Origin of the sequence: Pseudomonas sp. CCNWLW23, from assembly GCF_037095675.1 — a bacterium.
Taxonomy (GTDB): Bacteria; Pseudomonadota; Gammaproteobacteria; order Pseudomonadales; family Pseudomonadaceae; genus Aquipseudomonas; species Aquipseudomonas atacamensis.
The window spans coordinates 94935-119796 of record NZ_JBAWKM010000021.1 but is presented as its reverse complement, the minus strand read 5'-3'; the positions used below and the strand labels follow the sequence as shown (position 1 = coordinate 119796).

The following is a 24862-nucleotide window of genomic DNA, read 5'->3' as shown; positions in this document are numbered from 1 at the left end:
GGGCCTGTAGAAACTGTGGTGGCAGGTTTTGGGGCTGCTTTGCAGCCCAGCGGGGATGAATCCCCTCGCCACAGGGAGTCCCCGCTCGGCTGCGCAGCAGTCGTCATTTGCTCACATGCGGTGTGCCTGTAGAAACTGTGGTGGCAGGTTTTGGGGCTGCTTTGCAGCCCAGCGGGGATGAATCCCCTCGCCACAGAGAGTCCCCGCTCGGCTGCGCAGCAGTCGCAACTTCCTCACATGCGGTGGGCCTGTAGAAACTGTGGTGACAGGTTTTGGGGCTGCTTTGCAGCCCAGCGGGGATAAATCCCCTCACCACAGGGAATCCCTGCATGACTGATAAATCTGCTAGCCACAGGAATCCTTTCCTCAACACAGACAACATCCCGGGATGTGAACAGTATCTTTGTGGTGAGGGGATTTATCCCCGCTCGGCTGCGCAGCAGTCGCCATTTGCTCACACGCGGTGTGCCTGTAGAAACCGTGTTGGCAGGTTTTGGGGCTGCTTCACGGCCCAACGGGGATGAATCCCCTCGCCACAGGGAGTCCCCGCTCGGCTGCGCAGCAGTCGCGACTTGCTGACATGCGGTGTGCCTGTAGAAACTGTGGAGGCAGGTTTTGGGGCTGCTTTGCAGCCCAGCGGGGATGAATCCCCTCGCCACAGGGAATCCCTGCAAGACTGATAAATCTGCTAGCCACAGGAATCCTTTCCTCAACACAGACAACATCCCGGGATGTGAACAGTATCTTTGTGGTGAGGGGATTTATCCCCGCTCGGCTGCGCAGCAGGCGCAATTTGCTCACATGCGGTGTGCCTGTAGAAACTGTGGTGGCAGGTTTTGGGGCTGCTTCGCAGCCCAGCGGGGATGAATCCCCTCGCCACAGGGAGTCCCCGCTCGGCTGCGCAGCAGGCGCAACTTTCTTACACGCGGTGTGCCTGTAGAAACCGTGTTGGCAGGTTTTGGGGCTGCTTTGCAGCCCAGCGGGGATGAATCCCCTCGCCACAGTGTTTGTTCCAGTTTTATTCAGACAAAGCGCCGGCTCCGCTCTTCACATTTTTTTCAACGGCTTCAACCACCGTCTAAGCTTCAGACAAGTCCGATCAATCTGCGTGAATGGATCAGTCGACTATGGGCGCTTTGTGGCAAACCGATTCGAGTAAAACCGTGGTTCAGACTGAAAGTGTGAATGAAGCGCCTGTCCCTGAAAAACCCCGTCGCAACCGGCACGGGTGGAAGGCTTTCTGGTTGCTGTTTTTGATCATTGCGGTGGTGGTGGGACTCGCTGCGTCCAAGGAAATGCGCACCTCGCGCTTTCAGGCGCGGGAGCTGAGCCAGTACGCCGCCTCGCTGACCTACAAACTTGAACCCGGCCCCAGCGAAGCGATTCGTTATCCGGGCAACGGCCCATTCGATCTGCGCCTGGGTTACAGCTCCCTGGACGAATTCCTGCCACGCCTGCTCAAGCGCAATTACGTGATCACCGAGCAAACGCGCTTCTCCCCCGCCCTGCTCGGTTACACCGACAAAGGCCTGTTCGTGCCGTATTCGGAAAAAATTCAGGCCGGGCTGTCGATCACCGATTGCCGAGGCGCGCCGCTGTATCGATACAACTATCCGCAGCAACTGTATGCCGACTTCGCGGCGATTCCGCCGGTGGTGGTCAGCAGCCTGCTGTTCATCGAAAACCGCTTTCTCCTCGATCCGAAACAACCGCTGGCCAACCCGGCCGTGGACTGGCCGCGCTTCGGCATGGCCGCGTGGTCGCAAGTGGCGAAACTGCTGCGCCTGCCCGGGCAATCGGCCGGCGGCAGTACCCTGGCAACGCAACTGGAAAAGTATCGCCACTCGCCCGATGGCCTGACCGTGTCGGGCGCGGAGAAGATCCGCCAGATGATTTCCGCCAGCGTGCGCGCCTATCAGGATGGCCCGCAGACCCTCGGTTCGCGGCAGAACATCGTGCGCGACTATCTCAACAGCGTGCCGCTCTCGGCGGTACCCGGCCACGGTGAAGTGCACGGCATGGCCGAAGGTTTGCGAGTCTGGTACGGCAGTGATTTCAACAAGGCCAACGAGCAACTGAACAGCCCGAAGACCGATCCGCAGACCATGGCCGCCAAAGGCCTGGCCCTGCGCGAAATGCTCTCGCTGATGATCGCCCAGCGCCGTCCTTCGCATTACCTGACCAAGGGCCGCGAGGAATTGGCCAGCCTCACCGACAGCCACCTGCGCCTGCTCAAGCAGAACGGCGTGATCGACAGCGCTCTGGCCGACGCCGCGCTGGCAAGCACCGTGTCATACCGCGACTGGCAGACCCAGCCAACGATGCAGCCGATTGAAACTAACAAGGGCATCAGTGTTGCCCGCAGCCGCCTGGCGAGCATGCTCAACCGGCCGCTTTACGACCTCGATCGTCTCGACCTATCGGCCACCAGCACCCTGCAGGGCGATCTGCAAACCCAGGCCACGGCTTATCTGAAAAAACTTGCCGACCCGGCCTATGCCGCGGAAATCGGCCTGCTCGGCGAACGCCTGCTGACGCCGACCAGCACCACGCAAGTGCGCTACAGCTTCACCCTCTTCGAACTGACCCCGGACGGCTCGCGCGTGCGCGTGCAGACCGACAGCACCGATCAGCCGTTCGACATCAACGAAGGCAGCAAGCTCGAACTCGGCTCCACGGCGAAAATGCGTGTGCTGACCACGTACCTGCAAATCGTCGCCGAGCTGCACGACAAATACGGCGCGATGAGCGGGCCGGAATTGAAAAAAGTCGAGGTGCCGGATCAGGATCGCCTCAGCCGCTGGGTCATCGACTACCTGATCCAGAACAAGGATCACGATCTGTCGAAGCTGCTCGGCGCCGCGCTGGATCGCAAATACTCGGCCAGCCCCGGCGAAGCGTTTTTCACCGGCGGCGGCCTGCACAGATTCAACAACTTCCGCAAAGAGGACAACGGTCGCCTGCCGACCCTGCGCGATTCGCTGCGCGAGTCGATCAACCTGCCGTTCATTCGGCTGATGCGCGACATCGTCCGTTACACCACCTACTCAGGCCCCAACGGCGAATTGCTCAAGGATGACCGCGACCCCCGCCGCCAGGAATACCTGGCCAGTTTCGCCGACCGCGAAGGCACCTCATTCCTGCTCAAGTTCTGGAAGAAGTACAAGAACAAGGACACCCAGGCGCGCCTGGAAACTTTCCTCGACAGCATCCGCCCGACGCCGATTCGCATGGCGGCGGTGCACCGTTATCTGTTGCCGGAGGCCAGCCAGGAAGACTTCAACAGCTTTGTTCGCGCCCACCTCAAAGGCGCCAAACTCAAGGAGAAACTCACCGATGACCGCCTGATCCGCCTCTACGATGCCTATGGGCCCGGCAGTTACGATTTGCCTGATCAGGGCTTCATCGCCAAGGTGCATCCGCTGGATCTGTGGATGATGGGTTATCTGTTGCATCACCCGGAAGCGACCTTCAGCGAGATCGTCAAGGCCAGCCATTTCGAGCGCCAGGAAGTCTACAGCTGGCTGTTCAAGAGCCGGCACAAAGGCGCGCGCGACAGCCGCATTCGCACCATGCTCGAGATCGAAGCGTTCCTCGACATTCATCAGCGCTGGCAAAAAGTCGGCTACCCGTTCGATCACTTGGTGCCGTCACTGGCCACCGCCATCGGCAGTTCCGGCGACCGTCCCGCCGCGCTCGCCGAGCTGATCGGCACCATTCTCAATGACGGCGTGCGCATGCCGACGTTGCGCATCGACAGCCTGCATTTCGCCGCCGACACGCCGTACGAAACCAGACTGGTCAACGACCCGCACGTGGGTAAACGCGTGATGCCGGTGGAAGTGGCCAGAGCCATGCGCGAGGCGTTGTCGCAAGTGGTCGATGCCGGCACCGCCAAACGGTTGTCGGGCAGTTTCAAATTGCCCGACGGCACGCCGCTGGCCATGGGCGGCAAGACCGGCACCGGTGACAACCGCATTGCGGCGATCGGCTCCGGCGGGCGGATCATCAGTTCGAAGTCGATCAACCGCACGGCGACCTTCGTGTTCTACATTGGCGATCACCATTTCGGCACGCTTACCGCATTCGTCCCGGGGCGCTCGGCGGAGAACTTCAAGTTCACCTCGGCCCTGCCCACGCAGGTGCTCAAGGGCATGGCGCCGATTCTCACGCCGTATCTGCAACCGGGCAGTGACTCGCAATGTCGTCCGGCGGAAAATCCACCCGTGGTTACCACCGGGCCGGCGCAGTTGGCAATCCTGTCCGGATGACAGCGCATTACTGCTCTTGCTTCTGTCGCAAAGACCGCGAGGAGTTCTGCCAGGCTGGCCCCGTGCAGCCGCGCAAGACGCTGGGGCCCGATCAAGCGTCTGAACGCAGCCAGACTCGCATGGGCTGCTTGACCGGAATCGCGCTTAACCTACCTCTGAATCCCAGATCACCGTGACATTGCCCGAATAGGTGCGCGCTTCCCCTTCCCTGATCATTCTTTCCACCGCATCGCGGGCCACTTCGAAATGCAGCGTGCCCACCTTGCGGTCCAGATAAAAGCTCGGCTGAAACAACTCGGTGCCCGTGCCATCGCGCAGCAATCGCCGGCGATTGACCGCTTGTCCGGCGCCATCGGTCAGCCCGTTGGGCAGGCTGACGCTGACTTCCAGTGGTACCGCATGGCCGGTGCCCGATTCCCGTATCAAGCAGTCGTTGACGAAGAAGTACTGGCACTCGATGTTCATCTTGAAGCGGCTCGAGGCCGAGATATTGAACGTCTGGTCACGCATCAGCCGGGTCGGCTTGCGGCCCTCGTTCAGCCACGACTGCCAACCGCCCACCGGTTGCAGCGCCACGCGGTTGCCGCCGGGAGGAATATCGACCTTCATGGTGTGCGTAACCCTCAGATTGAAATTGAGGGTCAGAATCGAGTCGTTCGGGATCATCACATCGCCCATGTCGAAATCCATGTTCGGACCGACGGTGTAGGTAATGGCACCGGTGTAGTCGCCAGCGTCCATTTTCAGCGGATCCGGCGTGCGCAGTTCGTAGGCAAAGACGAAATATTGATAGCTCATGCCAAGCGGTATATCGAACTGAGCTTTCTTGGCGCAGGCCCCCGCCCCTTCCGGAACTCTCCAGAAGCTGTTGTAACCATGATATCCCGCTGTATGGGTACCGACACTCAGACACGGTGGCGGAGCGTAGACCCAGCCGCCGCCCTCCCACAAGTCATCCCACCAGCCGCCTCCGGTCAGCTCGACGACCGACAACGGGAAGCCCGCCTCGTGACCAACACCGGCGATTCTCACCTCGACAACGTGGCTATCACCGGCAGCGTTGGTCACCGAAACAGTCCTCCAGTCGGACGGCACTTTGGCCATGCCACCCTGGCGCGGATCGGCGTGGTTGGCCTGAATCGGTGCATTGGCGGCGAACGGAATTTGCGCGATCAGGCTGAACAGCCCCAAAGACTCGCACGTTGCCGGTACCTGACGGCAGAAACCCTGGGATGGGGTCTGATTCTTGAACTGATTTTTTTGCGGATTGGCAAAGTCCGGCTCGAAGGTGGCATCAATGTTGTGCACTTCGGCCACTGCCGCAGCGCTGAACAACGTCAACAGCAATCCGATCCATGGGCGGATGCCCGGGGCGCTAGAAAAAATCATGGGTGGTCTCCAGAAAATACTTCGATACCAGCATTGCGCGAGCCATCTCACTCGCCAGGCGCTCGGGCACTGAACAGCAACAGCACGTTGCCGGCGTAATCCCCGGGGCGGTAGCCGCCCTCCGGGCTGATCGGGTCGATCTGCAACAGCACCCGTGTCCCCGCAGCGGCCTCGGCCTGCGACACCACCTCGCGCGGCGCCATCTCGGCGCTCAGCTCCACCTTGTTAAAGGTCACGCGCAGACTGATATCGTCTGCCGGCCGACCGTTCGAAAGGTAGGGTGCGGATTCCAGCCGCGCTTCAATCGCACTGGTGTCATGACGCACATCAAAGTACTTGCGCACACTGCTCAGGCTTGAGGTCGAGTGATTCCAGTCGAGCCGCTGCGGTCGGTGAATCCAGTCCGGCACCGCGGGAATGATGTAGAACGAACGGTTTGGCACTTCCACTGTCACTTCGAACGTGTGTGCTTCCCGAGCCGCCCAGGCCGCATCGCTGGCCAGGGCCGCCGCGGCTATCAGCGCGACGACGGAGCATTGCTTGATCATGTTGGTTACCCGTTGCGTCAATGAAAAGCAGACCTAGCGGCTGCTGACCGTCAGGTTCTTCTTCTCGCTGCCTTCGATCAGGAAGAAGCGGTACCCACGGCCCTTCTCCTTGTCGAAAGCGAACGTCTTGCCCGCCAGCACATGGTGTTTGGTGGTCACACCGCAGTCGGTTTCGTCGCTCAACGAGCAGTCTCTGAACTCGTCGACAATCACCACGGTGTTGCCGTCATTGCGCAGTTCGTAGCGGCTGTCGGTTTCATTGATCGTCGTGGCAAACCGGGTTTCCCTGGGCCGTACGAAGAACACCGTGCCGAAACCGGTCATCACGTTGACCCCGGCCGTCAGTGCCTTTTTGTAGTCTTCCCGTTCTTCCTGGCTGACAGCGAACTCGTCTTCCTTTTCCGGCACCACCGGCACGAAGCGCACGCGGAAGTAACGCTCGCGATCGCGTTCACCCATGTACAGCAAGCGGGTGCCCTGCATGCCCTCGGCCGGGACGATCAGCCGCGCCGGGCTGGCCATCAGGCCGTTGCGCGAAGCGCCGTCGGCAGCGTTCTCAACCGGGATTTCCTTCGGCGTGCCGTCGGCGTCGTAGACAATCTCCAGAACGTTTACCTTGACGAACGCGGTGGCATCCCCGCTGTTGAACACCCGTTTCAGATAGGTGCTCTTGTCGCCATCCATATAGTCGTACACCGTACCGACATTGATCTGCGGCCCGGCCTGCGCCGTCAGGCAAAACACGCTGAGCACGCCCAGCAAAAAACCACGGTTCATCACTTCAACTCCATGAAAAAAGGAACAAGGCGCCGGCGTGCACGTTCATACGTCGGCTTCCCGGATAGCGCTGATATTGCTGGTGCGCGTGTCGCCCAAATGTGGACTTGGTCATCGGTTCAGCCCGCCTTCTGCGCGGTGACACCGACGTCGGCCACGGTGTCTGGCGTGCAGCGCAGATCGCCTATCATCAGGACGTTGTTTTCACTGCGGTACTGGTTGGCATCGAGGCGGAACTGACACAGCAAGCGATTATCGCGACGGATTTCGAGGGTCGGCGAACCGGCGTTCATCTCCATTGAAAAGAACCCGTCGACCTCGGTGACGCCACGGCTGGCATGGTTGATCACATGATGGCCCTTGAGCGGCTGCCCTGCTTCATCGATCAGGCGACCGAGCACTGTCAGGGTTTTCATCACACGGATCTTGCGGTACTCCACCCCGCCCTTGTTCAGGTGATAGCGAGTGCGCGCCGGCTCGATGGTCGCTGCGGGCACGTTATTGCCCTCGAAGTCGAAGCTCACGGAGCTGTTCTGATAGGCCGTTATCGGGATGAAATTGCGCCCCGGCTTCAAGGCAGCGCTGCTCCCGCTATAGTCGTCCGCGCGCAGGACGATGTCGTCGATGTCCGATTCGACATCGACAATCATTCCGGCGCCGCGCACTTCGCTGTGATTGGTCATGAGCATCTGCTCGCCACCGACCACCAGCGTGCTGTCGAGGTTGAGGCCGCCGGTGAAATTGCCGTTGTAGGACGAGCGTTGAATAAAGCCATCGCCGTTGACCGCATCGGTGCGGAAATTGGCCAGGCTCGACATGCCGAGGCCGTAGGTATCGGTGAGCGCCGTGACCGAGACGCTTTGCAGCACGTGATCCTTGAAATCCTTGCGCCAGCCGAGCGAGGCGTTGTTGTCACGTTTGCCATCACGGGCGGTGCGTGAGCCGATGCTGCCGGTGAGCTGTTGACCGGGCGCGCCGAGCGCCAGATTGATGCTCAGATCGATCCCGCGATTGCGCGCATCGCCGCTGCTGAAACTGCCCGGGCGATCAAAGACCGACAGGCGCCAACTGGCATCACTGCCCAGCAGCACAGTGCGCTGGGTCCAGCCCAGATCCAGGCCTATGCCTTCGACATTGCCTTCGCTGTGCGACACCCGGGCATTGACCGAACTCTTGCTGCTCACCCGATGATTGAGCGCCAGCGATGAATTGCTGGTCTGGCCGACGAACACGTTACGCGGACGAACGCGTGTGCCGTCGGGCAGCGTTTCGTAGGTGTTGGTGGTGTCGAGCCAGCTGCGGTTGTGGCTGATCACCAGACTGCCCGCGCCGTAGTTGTAAAGGCTTTGCAGATCCAGACCGGTGCCGTAATCCTCGGTCTTGTAGACATTGGCATACAGGCTGAGGTGGTTGGCCAGCGTCCAGTCGATGGATGTGCCGTACTGCAGCTTTTCGCGAATCTGCCGCGCCGAGGCGCCGAGAATCACCCGCGGATGCAACAGATAGTTGAGCGATGCACCGGCGGTCGGGCTGCCACTGCTTTGCTTGTCCCAATTACTCAACAGTTTGCTTTCTTCGCCGGCAAATAGGTTGTAGCGCCAGCGCTCATCGAGGTTGCGCCAGTTGCTCGGCTTGTAGACCAGTTCCTGAGTGGTGGAGGTGATCTGGCCGTCCTCGATCAGGCGAACCTCCACTTCGTAAATGCCACCCGGCAGCGGCCGCGTATCGAGCGACTGCAGACCGGCGGGCACCGATTGCGTGTTGATCAGCAAACCATTGCGCCAGATTTCCACCGCCCCCTGACGATTGGCGGTCACGTAGATCGGATACACGCTCGGCATCGGCGTGTTGATCGCCAGGCTGTCGGAGCTGCCATACATGAGGCCTACAGCGGTGTCGGGGCTGGTGCCGAACGTGCGCGGCTGACGCATCAGCCCTTCGGAATTGGGGGTGAAATAGCCCAGGCGAAAGAAACTGCCTTGCAGTTCGCGCTGGGTGTGCAGTTCATGCACGGCGTGATACAGCTTGGTATCAGGACCGCCGAGCCGGGCCATTTGCAGGTTGAGGGTCTGGCTCCAGTTGCCCAGACTGGAACTGGCTTCCAGGCCGAAGCGCCCACCCAGATCCTGATCCTGGCCGCCATTGAGATTGAGTTGATTGCGCACCATCAGGCCACGACTGCCGCCGTCGGGTTGCTCGTAATAACGCTTGGCCTGAACATCGCGCTCGGCATTTTCAGTGAGGATCGAAACCAGCGAACTTTGCAGGTTGTAGTGCACCGCCAGAAACTGATCGGGACACGAACCGCGGCACGCGCCCAGAGGCACACCGGGTTTGAGGTAGCTCGCCCACTTTTCCCGCTCGGCCGGGCCAAAGCGGTTTTCGCTGGTATCGGTGAATTCGAGAAGCGTGATGCGGTCATCTCGCGACAGCACCACCATGGCTTCGCCCAGCGGCTGCTGATCGACTTCGACCCGCACCGCCAGCGGTACATCGAAAAAATGCTCCTCGAAATCCGCCGGCAAGCCTTTGGCCTGCGCCAGCAAACTGCGTGGCGTGGTACCGGTGGCGTCGGAAGCCATGACTGCGCTGGCACAGAACAACAGCGCAAGCGCAGCCGCGATGGGTGTCATCGGGAACATGAACTCGTACTCTGATTTTCAGACAATGAAAGTCCGTCGGGGCAAACACGGATGTTTGCCCCGCCGGTCAAACCCACGGTGAAGGTGGGCGTCTAGCAGGCGATCATGCGATCAGCGCGAACCGACCGGAGGTACCGCATCGAAAACCATTGCAATAGTTCCGGTGTAATCACCCGGCGCGTATGTGGAGCTGGCACGCGGAGCGATTTTCAGCAATGCGCGGTAGCTACTGTCGGATTCATCTTCACCCACAACCATTTGTGGCACTTGGGTAAGAATCTTGCCGTTGAATTCAACGTCCAGGGCAATCTGATCGACACCCGATTGCAGCATAGGGATGCCATTGAGGCTGGCGTGAACGGAGCCGTCAGTGTTACGTACGTCGAAGTAACCTTTGACCTCGGTCATCTTGCCAGTGGCAGGGTTGTAGCTCATGTCCTGGTCCTTGTTGACCAGATCAGGGTCGACCGGCACCACAAAGAAGCTGGTGGTTGGCACTGTGGCGACAAGACTGATGGAGTGCGACGCCTCGCCCGCAGCGAAGGCAGTGGAGGACATTGCCAGAAGAGCCAGTGGAGCAGCGATTGCGAATTTCTTGAACATCGTTCAGTACCTGTTTGCTTTATATAAGGGGGTGTCATTGAAAGTTCATAACCTTTTGCTCGTCGACCGCTGAAGCAACTTGAACTTTCAATGCCGGGCATCATCGACTGTTGCCTCTGGAATGTAAGCAGGCAACTTCCGACAAACTCGTAGTTAAACAACCCCACACCCCGCCAGAAAAAAGAACAAAAAACAGATACTTGCAACATTCGCTGTAAGTTGCGCCCTACACACAGTTACAGGCAAAAAACCATACAGCAACTTAACCGCTTTAACGCGGCAACTTGCGAGAAATTAGAATATATACTCAAGCACAACTAGAGCGATAACTTTAACTTTAAGGTCACCCCTTTTTATTTTTTGATCGGGAAGAGTTTTGTGGCTTTTTTCACGCCGACCGCTCGTCCGTCGAGCGGCGCCAGAGGCTAAAAACGTCTTGCACAGCGCTTAAGATATATCTTAAGTTGTATCTAAATACGACGAGAGAGAAGCGAAATGAGAGACCATCATTCCCCCCACCGCGAGCATGGCGATGGCCGCGACGGCTTCGAGAAGCGCCCCGGTCGCGAACGCGGCGGCCGCGGCCCGCGAGTCTTTGCCCCCGGCGACTTGAAATTGCTGTTGCTGGCGCTGATCGCCGAGCAGCCCTGCCACGGTTACGACCTGATCCGCCAGATCGAAGGCATGTTCGACGGCGCCTACAGCCCCAGCCCCGGGGTGATCTACCCGACCCTGACCTTTCTGGAAGAAAGCGACCTGATCGCCGGTGATGCCGAGGCCGGCAAAAAGCGTTACAGCGTCACCGACGCCGGTCGTTTGTCTTTAAGTGAACAAGCGGTGGCGCTCGACGGCGTCCGCATGCGCATCGACGTCAGCAAGCGCTCGCTGCGCGGCCATGATCGCCCGCCGGAAATCCACGAAGCGGTGCACAACCTGCGTCATGCCCTGCAACTGCACCACGGGCGCTGGAGCGCCGAGGAAATCCTGCGCGTGCGCGACCTGCTCAACGACACCGCCAAAGCCATCGTCGACGGCCCTGCCGTTCAACCTGCCACGGAGAAAGCCGAATGACTGCAGTCGATACTCAAACCATTCACCGCGTGATGCACGAAATCAAACGGCGCAAGCTTGAAGTGCTGCGCGTCACCGACCTGACCCCGCGCATGCGCCGCATCACCCTCGGCGGGCCGGAACTGGCCGGGTTCATCAGCCTGGGCACGGACGATCACGTCAAACTGCTGTTCCCGCAGAACGCCGAACAGGCCGCCGCGCTGGAAACCCTGCAACTCGGCGCCGGCAAGGACAACGGGCCGATGCCCGAGATGCGCGACTACACGCCGCGTCGTTACGATCTGGAAAAAATGGAGCTGGACATCGATTTCGTCCTGCACGGCGACGGCCCTGCCTCGACCTGGGCCGAGCAGGCGCAACCGGGGCAGTTCCTGCATATCGGCGGGCCACGCGGTTCGATGATCGTGCCGGACATCTTTGACAGCTACCTGCTGATCGGCGACGAAACCGCCCTCCCCGCCATCGCCCGCCGCCTCGAAGGTCTGGCGGCAAATCGCCGGGCACTCGTGGTGATCGAAGTGGAAAACGGTGCCGAGCAGCAAGTGCTGGAAAGCGCGGCGCAGTTCAATGTGATCTGGGTGCTGCGTGAAGGTGGCAAGGACAACCTGCTGGCTACCGTCAAGCAATTACAGGTGCCCAAGGGCAATCTGTACGCGTGGGTGGCGACCGAGACCAAGGTCTCACGGCAGATCCGCCGGGTGCTGATCGATGAGCATGGGCTCGATGAACAGTTCATCAAGGCTGTCGGCTACTGGCGCGCGGAAGGCTCTGACGAGGAGTGATTTTCCTCTGACCACAATTCCCCTGTGGGAACGAGCTTGCTCGCGAAAGCGGTGTGTCAGTCAACATCCATGCAAACTGATACACCGCATTCGCGAGCAAGCTCGCTCCCACACTGGATATCAACTTCGTGCGGACAATCTGCGGTCGAGACCGATAATCAGCAGACCCACCAACACAAACCCCACCAATATCCCCCCGGCATTCGCCAGCACCTGTGGATATCCCAACACCGCCACATCAATGAACGGATACGCATAGGCGCCAAGCAGATGCCCGCGCAGCAAGGCGTAGATGAAATACACCAGCGGATAGATCAGCCACAGCGGCAAGTGCCACAAGCGCAACGTGCCTTTGGGGACGCAGCACCACCAATAGCCAAGAAACAGCAATGGCATGACGTCGTGGAGCAACTCATCGGCAACAAACTGCCAGCCTTCGGGGTGCCACAAGTGCCGCAGCAGGATGCTGTAGGCCAGACCGACGACGGCGATGCTCACCGCGATCCCGCTGCTGACCCACGGTTGCAGAAACCAGCGCCGCGCGGCGGATTCGCGCTCGGCGACCGCGCAGGTCAGCACCGTCGCCACCAGGGTGTTGGTCAATATGGTGAAGTAGCTGAAGAAACTCACCAGCCCGCCCAGCAGGCTGGCGCCGATGCTCAATCGTGCGAAGAAGATCAGGTACAGCTGAATCGTCAATCCGGCCCAGCCCAGCACGGCCAGGCCGGTGATCAGGCGTCGGCGCCTCGCGCTGTCCATCTTAGAGCGGTCGCTTGGTGCGCATCAGCTTCACGTACAGGCGCTCGACCTTTTCCCGCGCCCACGGGGTTTTACGCAGGAAGGTCAGGCTCGATTTGATGCTCGGATCGCTTTTGAAGCAACGGATATCGATACGCTCGGCCAGACCCGACCACTCGTAGTGAGTCACCAGTGCGTTGAGGATCTGTTCGAGGGTCACGCCGTGCAGCGGATCGGGGGATTGTTCGTTCATGCCGGGCCTTTGGGCGAAGTGATATGCAGAAGCCGCGCACCTTAGCCGAGGGGCAGAGCGGGTGGAAGGCCTGTCTTCAAATGTAGGCCAACCCGGGAAGATCGCAGGCTGTGGCCCGACTCACAATGCGCCCGTTTGCCGCACTGTTACCGAATCCGAAACGCTGCATGTCTGCAAAAGCGCTTTCTCAATTTGTTACAGATCATTATCCTGCCGCCCTTCCGCTGAAACGCTTCACTGCCTGCGACAATCTGAAGCGCTCGGCCTGCACTCGAAAAACATCAAAAAAAGACTTCTTCATGCCTGACTTTTCCTTCTCCCGAGACAGCGCTATCTCTGTCCTGCGCACCCTTGGCGGCTGCACCGCCCTTGGCTTGGCGACCTGTGCCCACGCGGCGCCGGCCTTCGACAGTGAATCACCGTACATGCTCGGTGACTGGAACGGCACGCGCACAGAACTTGCGGAAAAAGGCTACGACTTCAAACTCGATTACACCGGCGAAATGGGCAGCAACCTGCACGGCGGTTACGACCACGACCGCACTGCCCGCTACAGCGACCAGTTCGGCCTCGGCACCCATCTGGATCTGCAGAAGATCCTCGGTTGGAACGACGCCGAATTTCAACTGACCATCACCAAACGCAGCGGCAACAACATCAGCAACGACCGCATCAACGATCCACGCGTTGGCGGCTTCACTTCCGCCCAGGAAGTCTGGGGCCGTGGCCAGACCACGCGCCTGACGCAGATGTGGTACCAGCAGAAATTCTTCGATCAGAAACTCGACATCAAGGTCGGCCGCTTCGGCGAAGGCGAAGACTTCAACAGCTTCCCTTGTGACTTCCAGAACCTCGCTTTCTGCGGCTCGCAGGTCGGCAACTGGGTCGGCGGCATCTGGTACAACTGGCCGGTCAGCCAGTGGGCGCTGCGGGTCAAATATCACCTGACGCCCGAGCTGTATGCGCAGATCGGCGCCTACGAGCAGAACCCGTCGAACCTCGATCGCGGCAACGGTTTCAAACTCAGCGGCAGCGGCACCCAGGGCGCGATCCTGCCGGTCGAACTGGTGTGGACGCCGAAGCTCAACGGCCTGCCGGGCGAATACCGCGCCGGTTACTACTACAGCAATGCCAAGGCTTCTGACGTATATAAAGACCGCAATGACCAACCGGCAGCGCTGAGCGGCGAAGCCTACCGCAGCGCGTCGAGCAAGCACGGCGTATGGCTGGGCGTGCAGCAGCAGGTCACCAGCATCGCCAGCGACCACTCGCGCGGTTTGAGCCTGTTCGCCAACGCGACGATGCATGACAAGAAAACCAACGCCATCGACAACTACGTGCAGGCCGGCCTGACCTACAAAGGTCCGTTCGATGCCCGCGCCAAGGACGACATCGGTTTTGCCCTCGCTCGTGTGCACGTCAACCCGGCCTATCGCAAGAACGCCGAAATGACTAACCGCGCCAATGCTGTCTACGACTACGACAATCCGGCGTTCCTGCCACCGCAGGACACCGAATACAGCGCCGAGCTGTATTACGGCGTGCACGTGACCAACTGGCTGACCGTACGCCCGAACCTGCAATACATCCGCCACCCCGGTGGCGTGAACGACGTCGACGACGCCCTGATCGGCGGGATCAAGATCCAGTCGTCGTTCTAAAGATCACCGCTACCCCCTGTGGGAGCGAGCCTGCTCGCGAAGGCGGCCTGTCAGTCGCTGCAGCGTTGCCTGATACACCGCTTTCGCGAGCAGGCTCGCTCCCACAGGAATGCATTTCGTTAGCCGAACAAGTTTTTATCTGAACCATGCCTGCGCCAAATCGTCATCTAAAGTGACTACAGCGCGGGACTACATAAACGTCACGGAGAATCACACTATGAGCACCGAAAGTGCTTCGAGTCGGGGCCGTCTGCTACCGGGCCTGCTCGGCATCCTGCTTCTACTGATGGGCCTGGCCATGCTGGCCGGGGGAGTCAAGCTGAGCATGCTCGGCGGCTCGCTTTACTATCTGCTGGCCGGTATCGGCATCGCCCTGAGCGGCATTCTGCTGCTGATGCGCCGCCGCGCGGCGCTGGGCCTGTACGCCATCGTGCTGTTTGCCAGCACGGTGTGGGCATTGTGGGAAGTCGGTCTGGACTGGTGGCAACTGGTGCCGCGTCTGGCGCTGTGGTTTGTCCTCGGCTTCGTGATGCTGCTGCCATGGTTCCGTCGTCCGCTGCTGCTCAACGGCCCGGCGAAAATCGGCACTGGCGGCCTGACCGTCGCTGTGATCCTGGCCGGCGTTACCGCTCTGGCCAGCCTCTTCACCCACCCGGGCGAAACCTTCGGCGAACTGGGCCGCGACAGCGCGGACATGACCAGCACCGCACCGGCCATGCCGGATGGCGACTGGCAAGCGTACGGTCGCACCGAGTTCGGTGACCGCTACTCGCCGCTCAAGCAGATCACCCCGGAAAACGTCGGTAAGTTGCAGGAAGCCTGGCGCATCCAGACCGGCGACCTGCCAACTGCCGATGACCCGGTCGAGCTGACCAACGAAAACACCCCGCTCAAAGCCAACGGCATGGTCTACGCCTGCACCGCGCACAGCAAAGTGCTGGCGCTGGACCCGGACACCGGCAAGGAAATCTGGCGCTTCGATCCACAGATCAAGAGCCCGGTCGGCTTCAAGGGCTTCGCCCACATGACTTGCCGTGGCGTTTCGTATTACGACGAAGCCGCCTATGCCAAGTCTGAAAACGCCGGTTCCGCTGTCATCTCCGAAGCCGGCCAGGCCGTTGCTCAGGCCTGCCCGCGTCGTCTGTACCTGCCAACCGCTGATGCCCGCCTGATTGCGTTGAACGCCGACACCGGCAAGATCTGCGAAGGCTTCGGCACCAACGGCGTGGTCGACCTGACCCAAGGCATCGGCCCGTTCACCGCTGGTGGCTATTACTCCACCTCGCCAGCGGCGATTACCCGTGATCTGGTGATCATGGGCGGTCACGTTACCGACAACGAATCGACCAATGAGCCATCGGGCGTGATCCGCGCCTTCGACGTGCGCGACGGTCACCTGGTGTGGAACTGGGACAGCGACAAGCCGGACGCCACTGAGCCTCTGGCCCCGGGCGAAACCTACAGCCGCAACTCGGCGAACATGTGGTCGCTGGCCAGCGTCGATGAAAAACTCGGCATGGTCTACCTGCCACTGGGCAACCAGACCCCGGACCAATGGGGCGGCAACCGCACCCCGGGCGCCGAGAAATTCAGCGCCGGCCTCGTTGCCCTGGACCTGGCCACCGGTAAAGTGCGCTGGAACTACCAGTTCACCCACCATGACCTGTGGGATATGGACGTCGGCAGCCAGCCTACCCTGCTCGACATGAAAACCGCCGACGGCGTGAAACCTGCGCTGATCGCCCCGACCAAACAGGGCAGCCTGTACGTCCTCGACCGTCGTGACGGCACGCCGATCATTCCGATCAAGGAAATCCCGGTACCGCAAGGCGCTGTCAAAGGCGACCACACCGCACCGACCCAGGCCCGTTCGGACCTCAACCTGCTGGCCCCGGAACTGACCGAAAAAGCCATGTGGGGCGCCAGCCCGTTCGACCAGATGCTGTGCCGTATCCAATTCAAGGAACTGCGTTACGAAGGCCAATACACCCCGCCATCGGAACAGGGCAGCCTGATCTATCCGGGTAACGTCGGCGTGTTCAACTGGGGCGGCGTCTCGGTCGATCCGGTTCGCCAGCTGCTGTTCACCAGCCCGAACTACATGGCCTTCGTCTCGAAAATGGTCCCACGCGAGCAAGTCGAAGCCGGCAGCAAGCGCGAGAGCGAAACCTCGGGCGTGCAGCCGAACACCGGCGCGCCATACGCGGTGATCATGCACCCGTTCATGTCGCCACTGGGCGTACCGTGCCAGGCCCCGGCCTGGGGCTACGTCGCCGGTATCGACCTGACCACCGGCAAAGTCGTGTGGAAACGCAAGAACGGCACCAGCCGCGACAGCTCGCCAATCCCGATCGGCTTCACCCTCGGCGTACCGAGCATGGGCGGCTCGATGGTTACCGCCGGCGGCGTCGGCTTCCTCAGCGGCACCCTCGACCAGTACCTGCGCGCCTATGACGTGAATACCGGTAAAGAGCTGTGGAAATCGCGCCTGCCAGCAGGCGGCCAAGCGACTCCGATGACCTACACCGGCAAGGACGGCAAGCAATACGTGCTGCTCGTTGTTGGCGGTCACGGCTCGCTGGGCACCAAGATGGGTGACTACATCATTGCGTACAAGCTGCCGGAATAAGCGTTAGCTGGCGGTAATGAAAAGGCGATGTTCCGTGAGGGACATCGCCTTTTTTTGTGAGCGCAACCTGGCAGGCAATGAATAAACCTGTGGAAGCGGTTGTGAACAGGTTCGTCCTGCAGGCGCTGATCAATGCGCCGGAGTTTTCCGACAGGCGGGTCGGTAGCGTTCGGAAAATGCGCTGTGCCTGAATAACTATCGCGAACAAGAATAAAAAACTGTCAGGTATTACAGTTCACAGCGTTCACGCTTTTACCCAGACTTGCCTCTTCATTATTCGGATCATACAGAGGCAGCTCTCATGGCAAACCCAAACGTACCCAACGCCGTCTTCGCGTTCGGCTCTATTGAAACTGATGTCAAAGGCACCATCAGCGGTAATTATCTGGACTTGACCAGCTACAGCACTTCAAGCACATCCATTTCCATCAACGCATTAGGGGGATACGACTTTTCTTTTCGCCACAACGACGGCTTGTCGGGCGCGCGAATCATCTCCATCTCGCTTCGCTACCCGCAGGATCCTTCCCCTTTGCGCTATTCAGAAACGATTGTCATAGATCGAGCCGATCCTCGTCCCTATGAATTTGAAACGACAACTTCTTCAATTATCGCGGTAACCCAAATCAGTAACTTGGTGTACCGATACGACCTCAAAGATTACAAATTTTCCGGCAAAGCACAGCACACGAATGACACGCGGGAACTCACCTGCAATGGATTCTTTGTGGTTCAGGGACTGACGTGGCCGATCTGACAACGCTGGTTGTGGGGACCTTCTGTATGAGCCTTTATTCGAAACTGCGTATCGCCCTGCCGGCTGCCATGTTCGCACTCAGTGCCTGGATCCCTGCGCAGGCTGACAATAACGCAGAGCAGGCAAAAGACTGTAGTGCAGCGCTCAATGAATTGAAATCCATGAACATCACGCCTGGCGCATCCAATTGTCAGACAGGCCAAACGCTACAGTGGCGCGTCGAGGCAACTGCCGAGCAATTTGAGCAGGTCATGGATGTTTGCGAAAAATCCAGACTGGCTGCCTTGTATCGATACAACGAGTCAAGGATCGTCAGTTGCCAATACACCTCAGGCACGAGGAACACTCCGAGCGGAGCGTATTGATAGAGGACTGACGTCTGCCACGGGTTGCAATACATCGAGGCTGCAGGATATCTACTACATACGCAGGTCAAAGCTCCCGAGAATGTCTATGTCGCCGGCGACTGGATCATTAACAACCGCATGGAAAGACATCTTGTAATGATCAGCTTGCGTATCAAAATCAATAGTGAAATTACCGTCCCGGGTATGAGCTTTCTCGAATCCGAATCCTGATCGGGCTATATACGACATCAATACAAACGTTGGTCAGAACCTACATTCACTCCAGGAACCTAGTCAAATTCAGGCCGCCTTCGCGAGCAGGCTCGCTCCCACACAAAATCAAAATCAAAAGATCGCAGCCTTCGGCAGCTCCACAATGAGCGCAAGATCGAGTACTGCCCATGCTCTTGATCCATGCGTACCGGCAGGTAAGCGGGGCAGAACTTTCGGAAAGAATTCGGCGGCTGACTACATAAGGCGCTACCACTGATTTTCATTCGCCACGACGGCGAAGGTATTCCGCGAAAAGAGGAACGGTGAAATCAAGGTAACCATGGTCGGTGCTGTAGATCATACCTTTGGAAATGATATTGGCCCGGGCCGGGCCTAACGATGATTGATCACGCTCCATCACCTTGGCGATACCTGCCATAGGATAGGGCCCATCACCAAGGGCGGCCATCGCCATCACAAACTGGATCTCGGCTTTGGTAAGCCGGTCATAACGAACCTTGAAGAAGCCGGCATCGAGTCCGGCGATAGTCTCTGGATAAGCGCGTTCGACATCAGCGAGCGTGATCATGGGGCCGGCAGCAACATCCCATGAAGTGGAACCCCATTCCTGCAGAAAAAACGGATAGCCCCTCGTTCGCGCGACAATCGCTTGGAGGGCAGCGTCTTCGATCGTCTGCTCCTCCTCCTCGACGGGTTTTCGAACAGCAAGTTTTGCTGCTTCTTCGTCCAGCGCGCCTACAGGCGGGTAGAGGAAAAGTCGCTCTGCATAGGACTTCGCCTCACCAGCCAATTTGGCAACCTGTGGTAGTCCTGCCCCAACCAAAACCACAGGCAACCCGCGCTGGGCCATTCGATGCATCGCAACGATAAGTGCCGACAGATCGCCTTCCGAGAGGTACTGAACCTCGTCGATGAGCAGCACCCATCCCTTGCCAGCGGCTTTAGCGCCCTCGCCAATCACACCGAACAGGTCTGGAAGATCATGTTGCAAATCGCCGCTATCAGCGAGCCCAGGTTCTTCACCCTCAACGCCTACCTCAACGCCACCGATGTCGATTTTAAATATCGAGGCAAAATTGCGCAGGGCGCTCATACCCCGGCTGGCAATTTGCTTTGCTCCTTCGAATCCGGAAAGTGAACGCATTACGCGTCGCAGTTCAGGGTAAAGAAGAGTGGGAAGTGTATTTTTCTCCGGAGCTTCGAGCTGGGAAACGAGCATCCCCTCTTGTCTGGCGATATTGCCGATCTCATTCAGGAGTACCGTCTTGCCGACTCCACGAAGGCCAAGGAGCATCAGCGACCGTGCAGGTTTGCCCCTCACTGCTCGGCCGCAGGAAATCCGAGCCATTCCGAGAACAGCATCTCGGCCAGCAAGCTCAGGTGGGGGAAAACCAGCCCCGGGGGCGAACGGATTACGATAGGGATCCATCACAACACATTTAATAGTTAAAGCTAACCAACACTAGCGTTTTTCGCTATTTATGCACAGACATTGTTAGATTCCAATAGGCACCCGTGCCGACCTGAAGGATCTCGCCACCGCCCAAAGCCCGCCAAAGTTAACAAGGTCAAAAACTTTGCAAACCTGAACACAAACGCAGAAACACACCCGCCCCATTGAAACCACCCCACCCCTGCCCCATCTAAGACCCCATACCCCATTGCGCAGGTGCCCCATGACCGACCAGCAAGATCGCCCGGACAATCACGACGATTACGAAACCGACCACATCGAACACACCTCCTCCGGCACCGGCCTGGCACTGCCCGGGCAAAACCTGCCGGACAAGGTCTACATCATCCCGATCCACAACCGTCCGTTCTTCCCGGCTCAGGTCCTGCCGGTCATCGTCAATGAAGAGCCGTGGGCCGAAACCCTCGAACTGGTCAGCAAATCCGAACACCACTCCCTGGCCCTGTTCTTCATGGACACGCCCCAGGAAGACCCGCGCCATTTCGACACCGGCGCTCTCCCCGAATACGGCACGCTGGTCAAGGTTCACCACGCCAGCCGCGAAAACGGCAAACTGCAATTCGTCGCCCAGGGCCTGAGCCGCGTGCGCATCAAGACCTGGCTCAAACACCATCGCCCGCCGTACCTGGTCGAAGTCGAATACCCGCACCAGCCCACCGAGCCGACCGACGAGGTCAAGGCCTACGGCATGGCGCTGATCAATGCGATCAAGGAGCTGCTGCCGCTCAACCCGCTGTACAGCGAAGAGCTGAAGAACTACCTCAACCGCTTCAGCCCCAACGATCCGTCGCCGCTGACCGACTTCGCCGCCGCCCTGACCTCGGCGACCGGTCCCGAGCTGCAAGAAGTGCTCGACTGCGTGCCGATGCTCAAGCGCATGGAGAAAGTCCTGCCGATGCTGCGCAAGGAAGTCGAAGTAGCGCGTCTGCAAAAAGAGATTTCCGCTGAAGTTAACCGCAAGATCGGCGAGCATCAGCGTGAGTTTTTCCTCAAGGAACAGCTCAAGGTCATCCAGCAGGAACTCGGCCTGACCAAGGACGACCGCAGCGCCGACCTCGAACAGTTCCAGCAGCGTCTCGAAGGCAAAACCCTGCCGGCGCAGGTGCAGAAACGCCTCGAAGAAGAAACCCACAAACTGTCGATCCTCGAAACCGGCTCGCCGGAGTACGCGGTCACGCGCAATTATCTGGACTGGGCAACATCGGTGCCGTGGGGCGTGTACGGCGAGGACAAACTCGACCTCAAGCACGCGCGCAAAATCCTCGACAAGCATCACGCCGGTCTGGACGACATCAAGGATCGCATCCTCGAATTCCTCGCCGTTGGTGCCTATAAAGGCGAAATCAGCGGCTCGATCGTGTTGCTGGTCGGCCCGCCAGGCGTGGGTAAGACCAGCGTTGGCAAATCCATCGCCGAATCCCTCGGCCGGCCGTTCTACCGCTTCAGCGTCGGCGGCATGCGCGACGAAGCCGAGATCAAGGGCCACCGCCGCACCTACATCGGCGCGCAGCCGGGCAAACTGGTGCAGGCGTTGAAAGACGTCGAAGTGATGAACCCGGTGATCATGCTCGACGAGATCGACAAGATGGGCCAGAGCTACCAGGGCGACCCGGCCTCGGCGCTGCTGGAAACTCTCGATCCTGAGCAGAACGTCGAATTCCTCGACCACTACCTCGACCTGCGCATGGATCTGTCGAAGGTGCTGTTCGTCTGCACCGCCAACACCCTCGACTCGATCCCCGGCCCGTTGCTGGACCGGATGGAAGTGATTCGCCTGTCCGGCTACATCACCGAAGAAAAAGTTGCCATTGCCAAGCGTCACCTGTGGCCGAAACTGCTGGAAAAGGCCGGCGTATCAAAAGGCAGCCTGAGCATCAGCGACACAGCGCTCAAAGCCTTGATCGACGGCTATGCCCGTGAAGCCGGCGTGCGGCAGCTGGAAAAGCAGATGGGCAAACTGGTGCGCAAAGCGGTGATGAAGCTGATCGACGATCCGAAAGCGGTGATCAAACTCGGCCCGAAAGACCTCGAAGCCTCGCTGGGCCATCCTGTATTCCGCAATGAGCAAGTGCTGTCCGGCACCGGCGTGATTACCGGCCTGGCCTGGACCAGCATGGGCGGCGCGACCTTGCCGATCGAGGCCACGAGAATTCATACACTCAACCGCGGCTTCAAGCTCACTGGGCAACTGGGCGATGTGATGAAGGAATCGGCAGAGATCGCCTACAGCTACGTCAGCTCGCACCTCAAACAGTTTGGCGGTGATGCGAAGTTCTTCGACGAAGCCTTCGTCCACCTGCACGTGCCCGAAGGCGCAACGCCGAAGGACGGCCCGAGCGCCGGCGTAACCATGGCCAGCGCCCTGCTCTCCCTCGCGCGTAATCAGCCACCGAAAAAAGGCGTGGCGATGACCGGCGAACTGACCCTGACCGGGCATGTACTGCCAATCGGCGGCGTGCGCGAGAAAGTGATCGCAGCGCGGCGGCAGAAGATTTTCGAATTGATTCTGCCGGAGCCGAACCGGGGTAACTTTGAGGAATTGCCGGATTACCTGAAGGAAGGGATTACCGTGCACTTTGCCAAGCGGTTTGCGGATGTGGCGAAAGTGTTGTTCTAACGCGAGTTTAAGTGCTGCGGGGCGTACCGCAGCGCTTATATGAATCTGCTGTTAAAACCAGTCAGATCCAAGCATAGGAATCTAAAGTACTGTCAACTCTGACAGTACTTTTTTTCATGCGCACTACCCACACTGATTGTTCTATTTGTCGTCTACTCGTGAGTACCTGATGAACAATCACAACGCGCCTCATACCCGCTACATGCATAACCTTTGCGGACGCTTCGAAGCTTCATTCACCAGACCCGGCGATCCAGGCGAAGCACGCTATCCCTATCACTCGCAGACAGTGCACAACCGAATGGCCAGATCCCTTGAGTATCTGAACTTTGATAGCAACTCGGGCACGCAGCCATTACCCACGACAACCAGCGACCATCGAAGCATAGGCATTACGCTTAAATCAGAGATCGCATCGGGCACCTACGTATTTCCGCGGGACGCTTCAGTGGTCCAGGTAACCTATGGAGAATTTCAAAACTCCGACACCAATTTCAACTTCGTGGTTCACAAGGCGACCAAGGCTGAACTTGAGTTGAGCATTACTGAAGACGGGCGCCGTTACTCTGGTGAGCTCCGATTCGAAGTGCTGATCAACGGAGAAATCCTTGAAATCACGTCGCGCTTTGACGTTCTAGTGACCTTCAACAGCAGTCCGACAGTTTCAAGCAGCATGCAGCCTAAAAGAACTCCAGCAAGCACGAGATTGCAAAACCTGACCGGAGAATTCAACGCGACGTTTCCTGTTTCTGCGGAACCGGGCGAAACGTCATTTGCACGAGCTCCATTTCACTCTTCGGGCCTAAACTACACTGATGCATTTTTTCTGGAAGACATTAACTTCAACACCCAAAGCGGAACAGTTTACCAGGACACTTATATAACCAGTGATGCGCGCTCATTTTCAGTTCACTTGAAGAAAGAAATCACTTCTGGAACCTATCACTATCCAAGTGTGGGGAGCCCATTTACGCTGTTGCGATATAGCGAAATGCGCTACGTGGGCGATGGATATATAAATTGGAGCCTGGACATACTTGAAGCAACGCTTGAACTGGAAGTTACCGATGAACGTCGCTACCACGCGAAGACCTTGTTGGTAAAAGCCAAAACACCCAACGGGTTGATTTTGAACATCAACGCAGATTTCGATATTTACCTGGCCAAGGATTGACTGAGGCAACCCATATCTTCATCAGCAGAGACAGGCGATACCGTGCGTTTCGTTAAGAAGCTTGCGGACGTGAAGGTTCTCTTCTGATGATCATTGCTATACCGCCTTCGCGAGCAGGCTCGCTCCCACACGGTGATGCGGTGAATACAAAAAACTGTCGACACCGCTTATCCCTGTGGGAGCGAGCCTGCTCGCGAAGGCGTCAGCTCTTGCAACACCACTCTCCCTGACTGTCACACTTTGTCTCATCTTCAGTTATGCTCGCCGCTCGTCGTAACTGCCGGAGCTGCTGACCTTATGTCCCCCACTCGCCTGTTTCTCCCCCTCGCCCTTTCCTTGCTGGCGGCCTGCGCCACGCAACCGAAACACAACGTGACTGTGGAAAAACAAAGCGAATGCCCCGTGCGGCTCAACGTCGGGCAAAACCTGATCATCAGCCTGCCAAGCAACCCGACCACCGGCTACCGCTGGGCGATTCAGGATTCGGCTGGCGGCGTGTTGCGCGCGCTCAGCCCGGAGGTTTACAGCAATCCGGAAGATGCCGGCGTGGTGGGCGCAGCGGGGGTTTCGACCTGGCGCTTCCAGGCCTTCGCGGCCGGCACCGGGCGCTTGCGCCTGACCTCGCAACAACCGTGGGCTCCGGAAGTGCTGCCGGTGGAAACCTTTGACTGCGCCATTTCGGTGAACTGACTGCGGGAAACCGCGCTGGCCTCTTCGCGAGCAGCCTCGCTCCCACAGGACACCGCGATCCCCTGTGGGAGCGAGCCTGCTCGCGAAAGCCATATCCCTGACGGCGAGAAATTACACCCCTCTCGGTGCTTTATCAGACAACCCAAGCATCCCCGCGCCACTTTGGCTAAAATGCCGGCCTTTTCCACCGACACCGCCGGACGCC

At 59.0% G+C, this 24862-nt stretch carries 18 protein-coding genes; 10 read left to right on the top strand and 8 right to left on the bottom strand.

The features are described 5' to 3' along the window. Positions 1 to 1127 precede the first annotated feature (1127 nt). Positions 1128 to 4271, top strand: a complete 3144-nt coding sequence (locus tag V8J63_RS23010; RefSeq protein ID WP_336464666.1) for a transglycosylase domain-containing protein — start codon at positions 1128 to 1130, stop codon at positions 4269 to 4271. 144 nt (positions 4272 to 4415) lie between these two features. Here V8J63_RS23010 and V8J63_RS23005 read toward each other — a convergent pair whose 3' ends face one another. The 5 genes from V8J63_RS23005 to V8J63_RS22985 all read right to left on the bottom strand — a co-directional run bounded on the left by V8J63_RS23005 (position 4416) and on the right by V8J63_RS22985 (position 10230). Then, positions 4416 to 5660 (bottom strand): hypothetical protein, encoded by a 1245-nt coding sequence (locus tag V8J63_RS23005; protein ID WP_136492774.1) that lies wholly within the window; start codon positions 5658 to 5660, stop codon positions 4416 to 4418. A 47-nt stretch (positions 5661 to 5707) separates the two neighbouring features. Further along, the gene (locus tag V8J63_RS23000; RefSeq protein ID WP_073473236.1) at positions 5708 to 6208 is read right to left on the bottom strand and encodes a CS1 type fimbrial major subunit; all 501 of its coding nucleotides are present in this window, start codon (positions 6206 to 6208) and stop codon (positions 5708 to 5710) included. A gap of 33 nt (positions 6209 to 6241) precedes the next feature. After that, positions 6242 to 6985: a molecular chaperone gene (locus V8J63_RS22995; RefSeq protein WP_122611907.1), complete on the bottom strand. Its 744-nt coding sequence runs from the start codon at positions 6983 to 6985 to the stop codon at positions 6242 to 6244. 119 nt (positions 6986 to 7104) lie between these two features. Continuing rightward, positions 7105 to 9627 (bottom strand): CS1-pili formation C-terminal domain-containing protein, encoded by a 2523-nt coding sequence (locus V8J63_RS22990; RefSeq protein WP_336464665.1) that lies wholly within the window; start codon positions 9625 to 9627, stop codon positions 7105 to 7107. Between the two features lie 111 nt (positions 9628 to 9738). Next, positions 9739 to 10230: a CS1 type fimbrial major subunit gene (locus V8J63_RS22985; protein ID WP_125925662.1), complete on the bottom strand. Its 492-nt coding sequence runs from the start codon at positions 10228 to 10230 to the stop codon at positions 9739 to 9741. Positions 10231 to 10725: 495 nt separating this feature from the next. Between V8J63_RS22985 and V8J63_RS22980 the strand changes: the two genes are divergently transcribed. Both V8J63_RS22980 and V8J63_RS22975 read left to right on the top strand, forming a co-directional pair. Next, the gene (locus V8J63_RS22980; protein WP_016773362.1) at positions 10726 to 11301 is read left to right on the top strand and encodes a PadR family transcriptional regulator; all 576 of its coding nucleotides are present in this window, start codon (positions 10726 to 10728) and stop codon (positions 11299 to 11301) included. Further along, the gene (locus V8J63_RS22975; protein ID WP_130927017.1) at positions 11298 to 12083 is read left to right on the top strand and encodes a siderophore-interacting protein; all 786 of its coding nucleotides are present in this window, start codon (positions 11298 to 11300) and stop codon (positions 12081 to 12083) included. The genes V8J63_RS22980 and V8J63_RS22975 overlap by 4 nt, the downstream gene beginning before the upstream one ends. Positions 12084 to 12203: 120 nt before the next feature. Here V8J63_RS22975 and V8J63_RS22970 read toward each other — a convergent pair whose 3' ends face one another. Continuing rightward, positions 12204 to 12842 (bottom strand): Pr6Pr family membrane protein, encoded by a 639-nt coding sequence (locus V8J63_RS22970; protein ID WP_130927016.1) that lies wholly within the window; start codon positions 12840 to 12842, stop codon positions 12204 to 12206. 1 nt (position 12843) lies between these two features. Continuing rightward, on the bottom strand, positions 12844 to 13074 hold the full coding sequence (locus tag V8J63_RS22965; protein ID WP_016773359.1) for a VF530 family DNA-binding protein: 231 nt from the start codon (positions 13072 to 13074) through the stop codon (positions 12844 to 12846). 299 nt (positions 13075 to 13373) lie between these two features. On the opposite strand from V8J63_RS22965, the gene V8J63_RS22960 reads away from it, so the two are divergent. The 4 genes from V8J63_RS22960 (at position 13374) to V8J63_RS22945 (ending at position 18486) form a co-directional block, all read left to right on the top strand. After that, on the top strand, positions 13374 to 14735 hold the full coding sequence (locus tag V8J63_RS22960; protein WP_130927015.1) for a carbohydrate porin: 1362 nt from the start codon (positions 13374 to 13376) through the stop codon (positions 14733 to 14735). Between the two features lie 217 nt (positions 14736 to 14952). Then, a complete protein-coding gene (locus V8J63_RS22955) occupies positions 14953 to 17364 on the top strand; it encodes a glucose/quinate/shikimate family membrane-bound PQQ-dependent dehydrogenase (RefSeq protein WP_073473247.1) in 2412 nt (803 codons plus the stop codon). 301 nt (positions 17365 to 17665) lie between these two features. Further along, positions 17666 to 18121 (top strand): hypothetical protein, encoded by a 456-nt coding sequence (locus V8J63_RS22950; protein WP_125925667.1) that lies wholly within the window; start codon positions 17666 to 17668, stop codon positions 18119 to 18121. Beyond that, complete coding sequence (locus V8J63_RS22945; protein ID WP_125925668.1) at positions 18109 to 18486, top strand: hypothetical protein; 378 nt, start codon at positions 18109 to 18111, stop codon at positions 18484 to 18486. Before V8J63_RS22950 ends, V8J63_RS22945 begins: the two co-directional genes overlap by 13 nt. A gap of 475 nt (positions 18487 to 18961) precedes the next feature. Here the strand turns inward: V8J63_RS22945 and V8J63_RS22940 are convergent, their stop codons facing one another. Beyond that, positions 18962 to 20131 carry an ATP-binding protein gene (locus V8J63_RS22940; protein WP_130927014.1) on the bottom strand — a complete coding sequence of 390 codons (1170 nt, stop codon included), beginning with the start codon at positions 20129 to 20131 and terminating at the stop codon, positions 18962 to 18964. Between the two features lie 247 nt (positions 20132 to 20378). Between V8J63_RS22940 and lon the strand changes: the two genes are divergently transcribed. From lon to V8J63_RS22925, 3 genes are all read left to right on the top strand, one after another. Continuing rightward, positions 20379 to 22793 carry an endopeptidase La gene (lon, locus tag V8J63_RS22935; RefSeq protein WP_024014191.1) on the top strand — a complete coding sequence of 805 codons (2415 nt, stop codon included), beginning with the start codon at positions 20379 to 20381 and terminating at the stop codon, positions 22791 to 22793. 169 nt (positions 22794 to 22962) lie between these two features. Next, positions 22963 to 23967, top strand: a complete 1005-nt coding sequence (locus V8J63_RS22930; protein WP_336464664.1) for a hypothetical protein — start codon at positions 22963 to 22965, stop codon at positions 23965 to 23967. Positions 23968 to 24264: 297 nt separating this feature from the next. Further along, entirely contained in the window at positions 24265 to 24657 is a 393-nt protein-coding gene (locus tag V8J63_RS22925; RefSeq protein WP_024014192.1) for a protease inhibitor I42 family protein, read from the top strand. Positions 24658 to 24862: the final 205 nt, after the last annotated feature.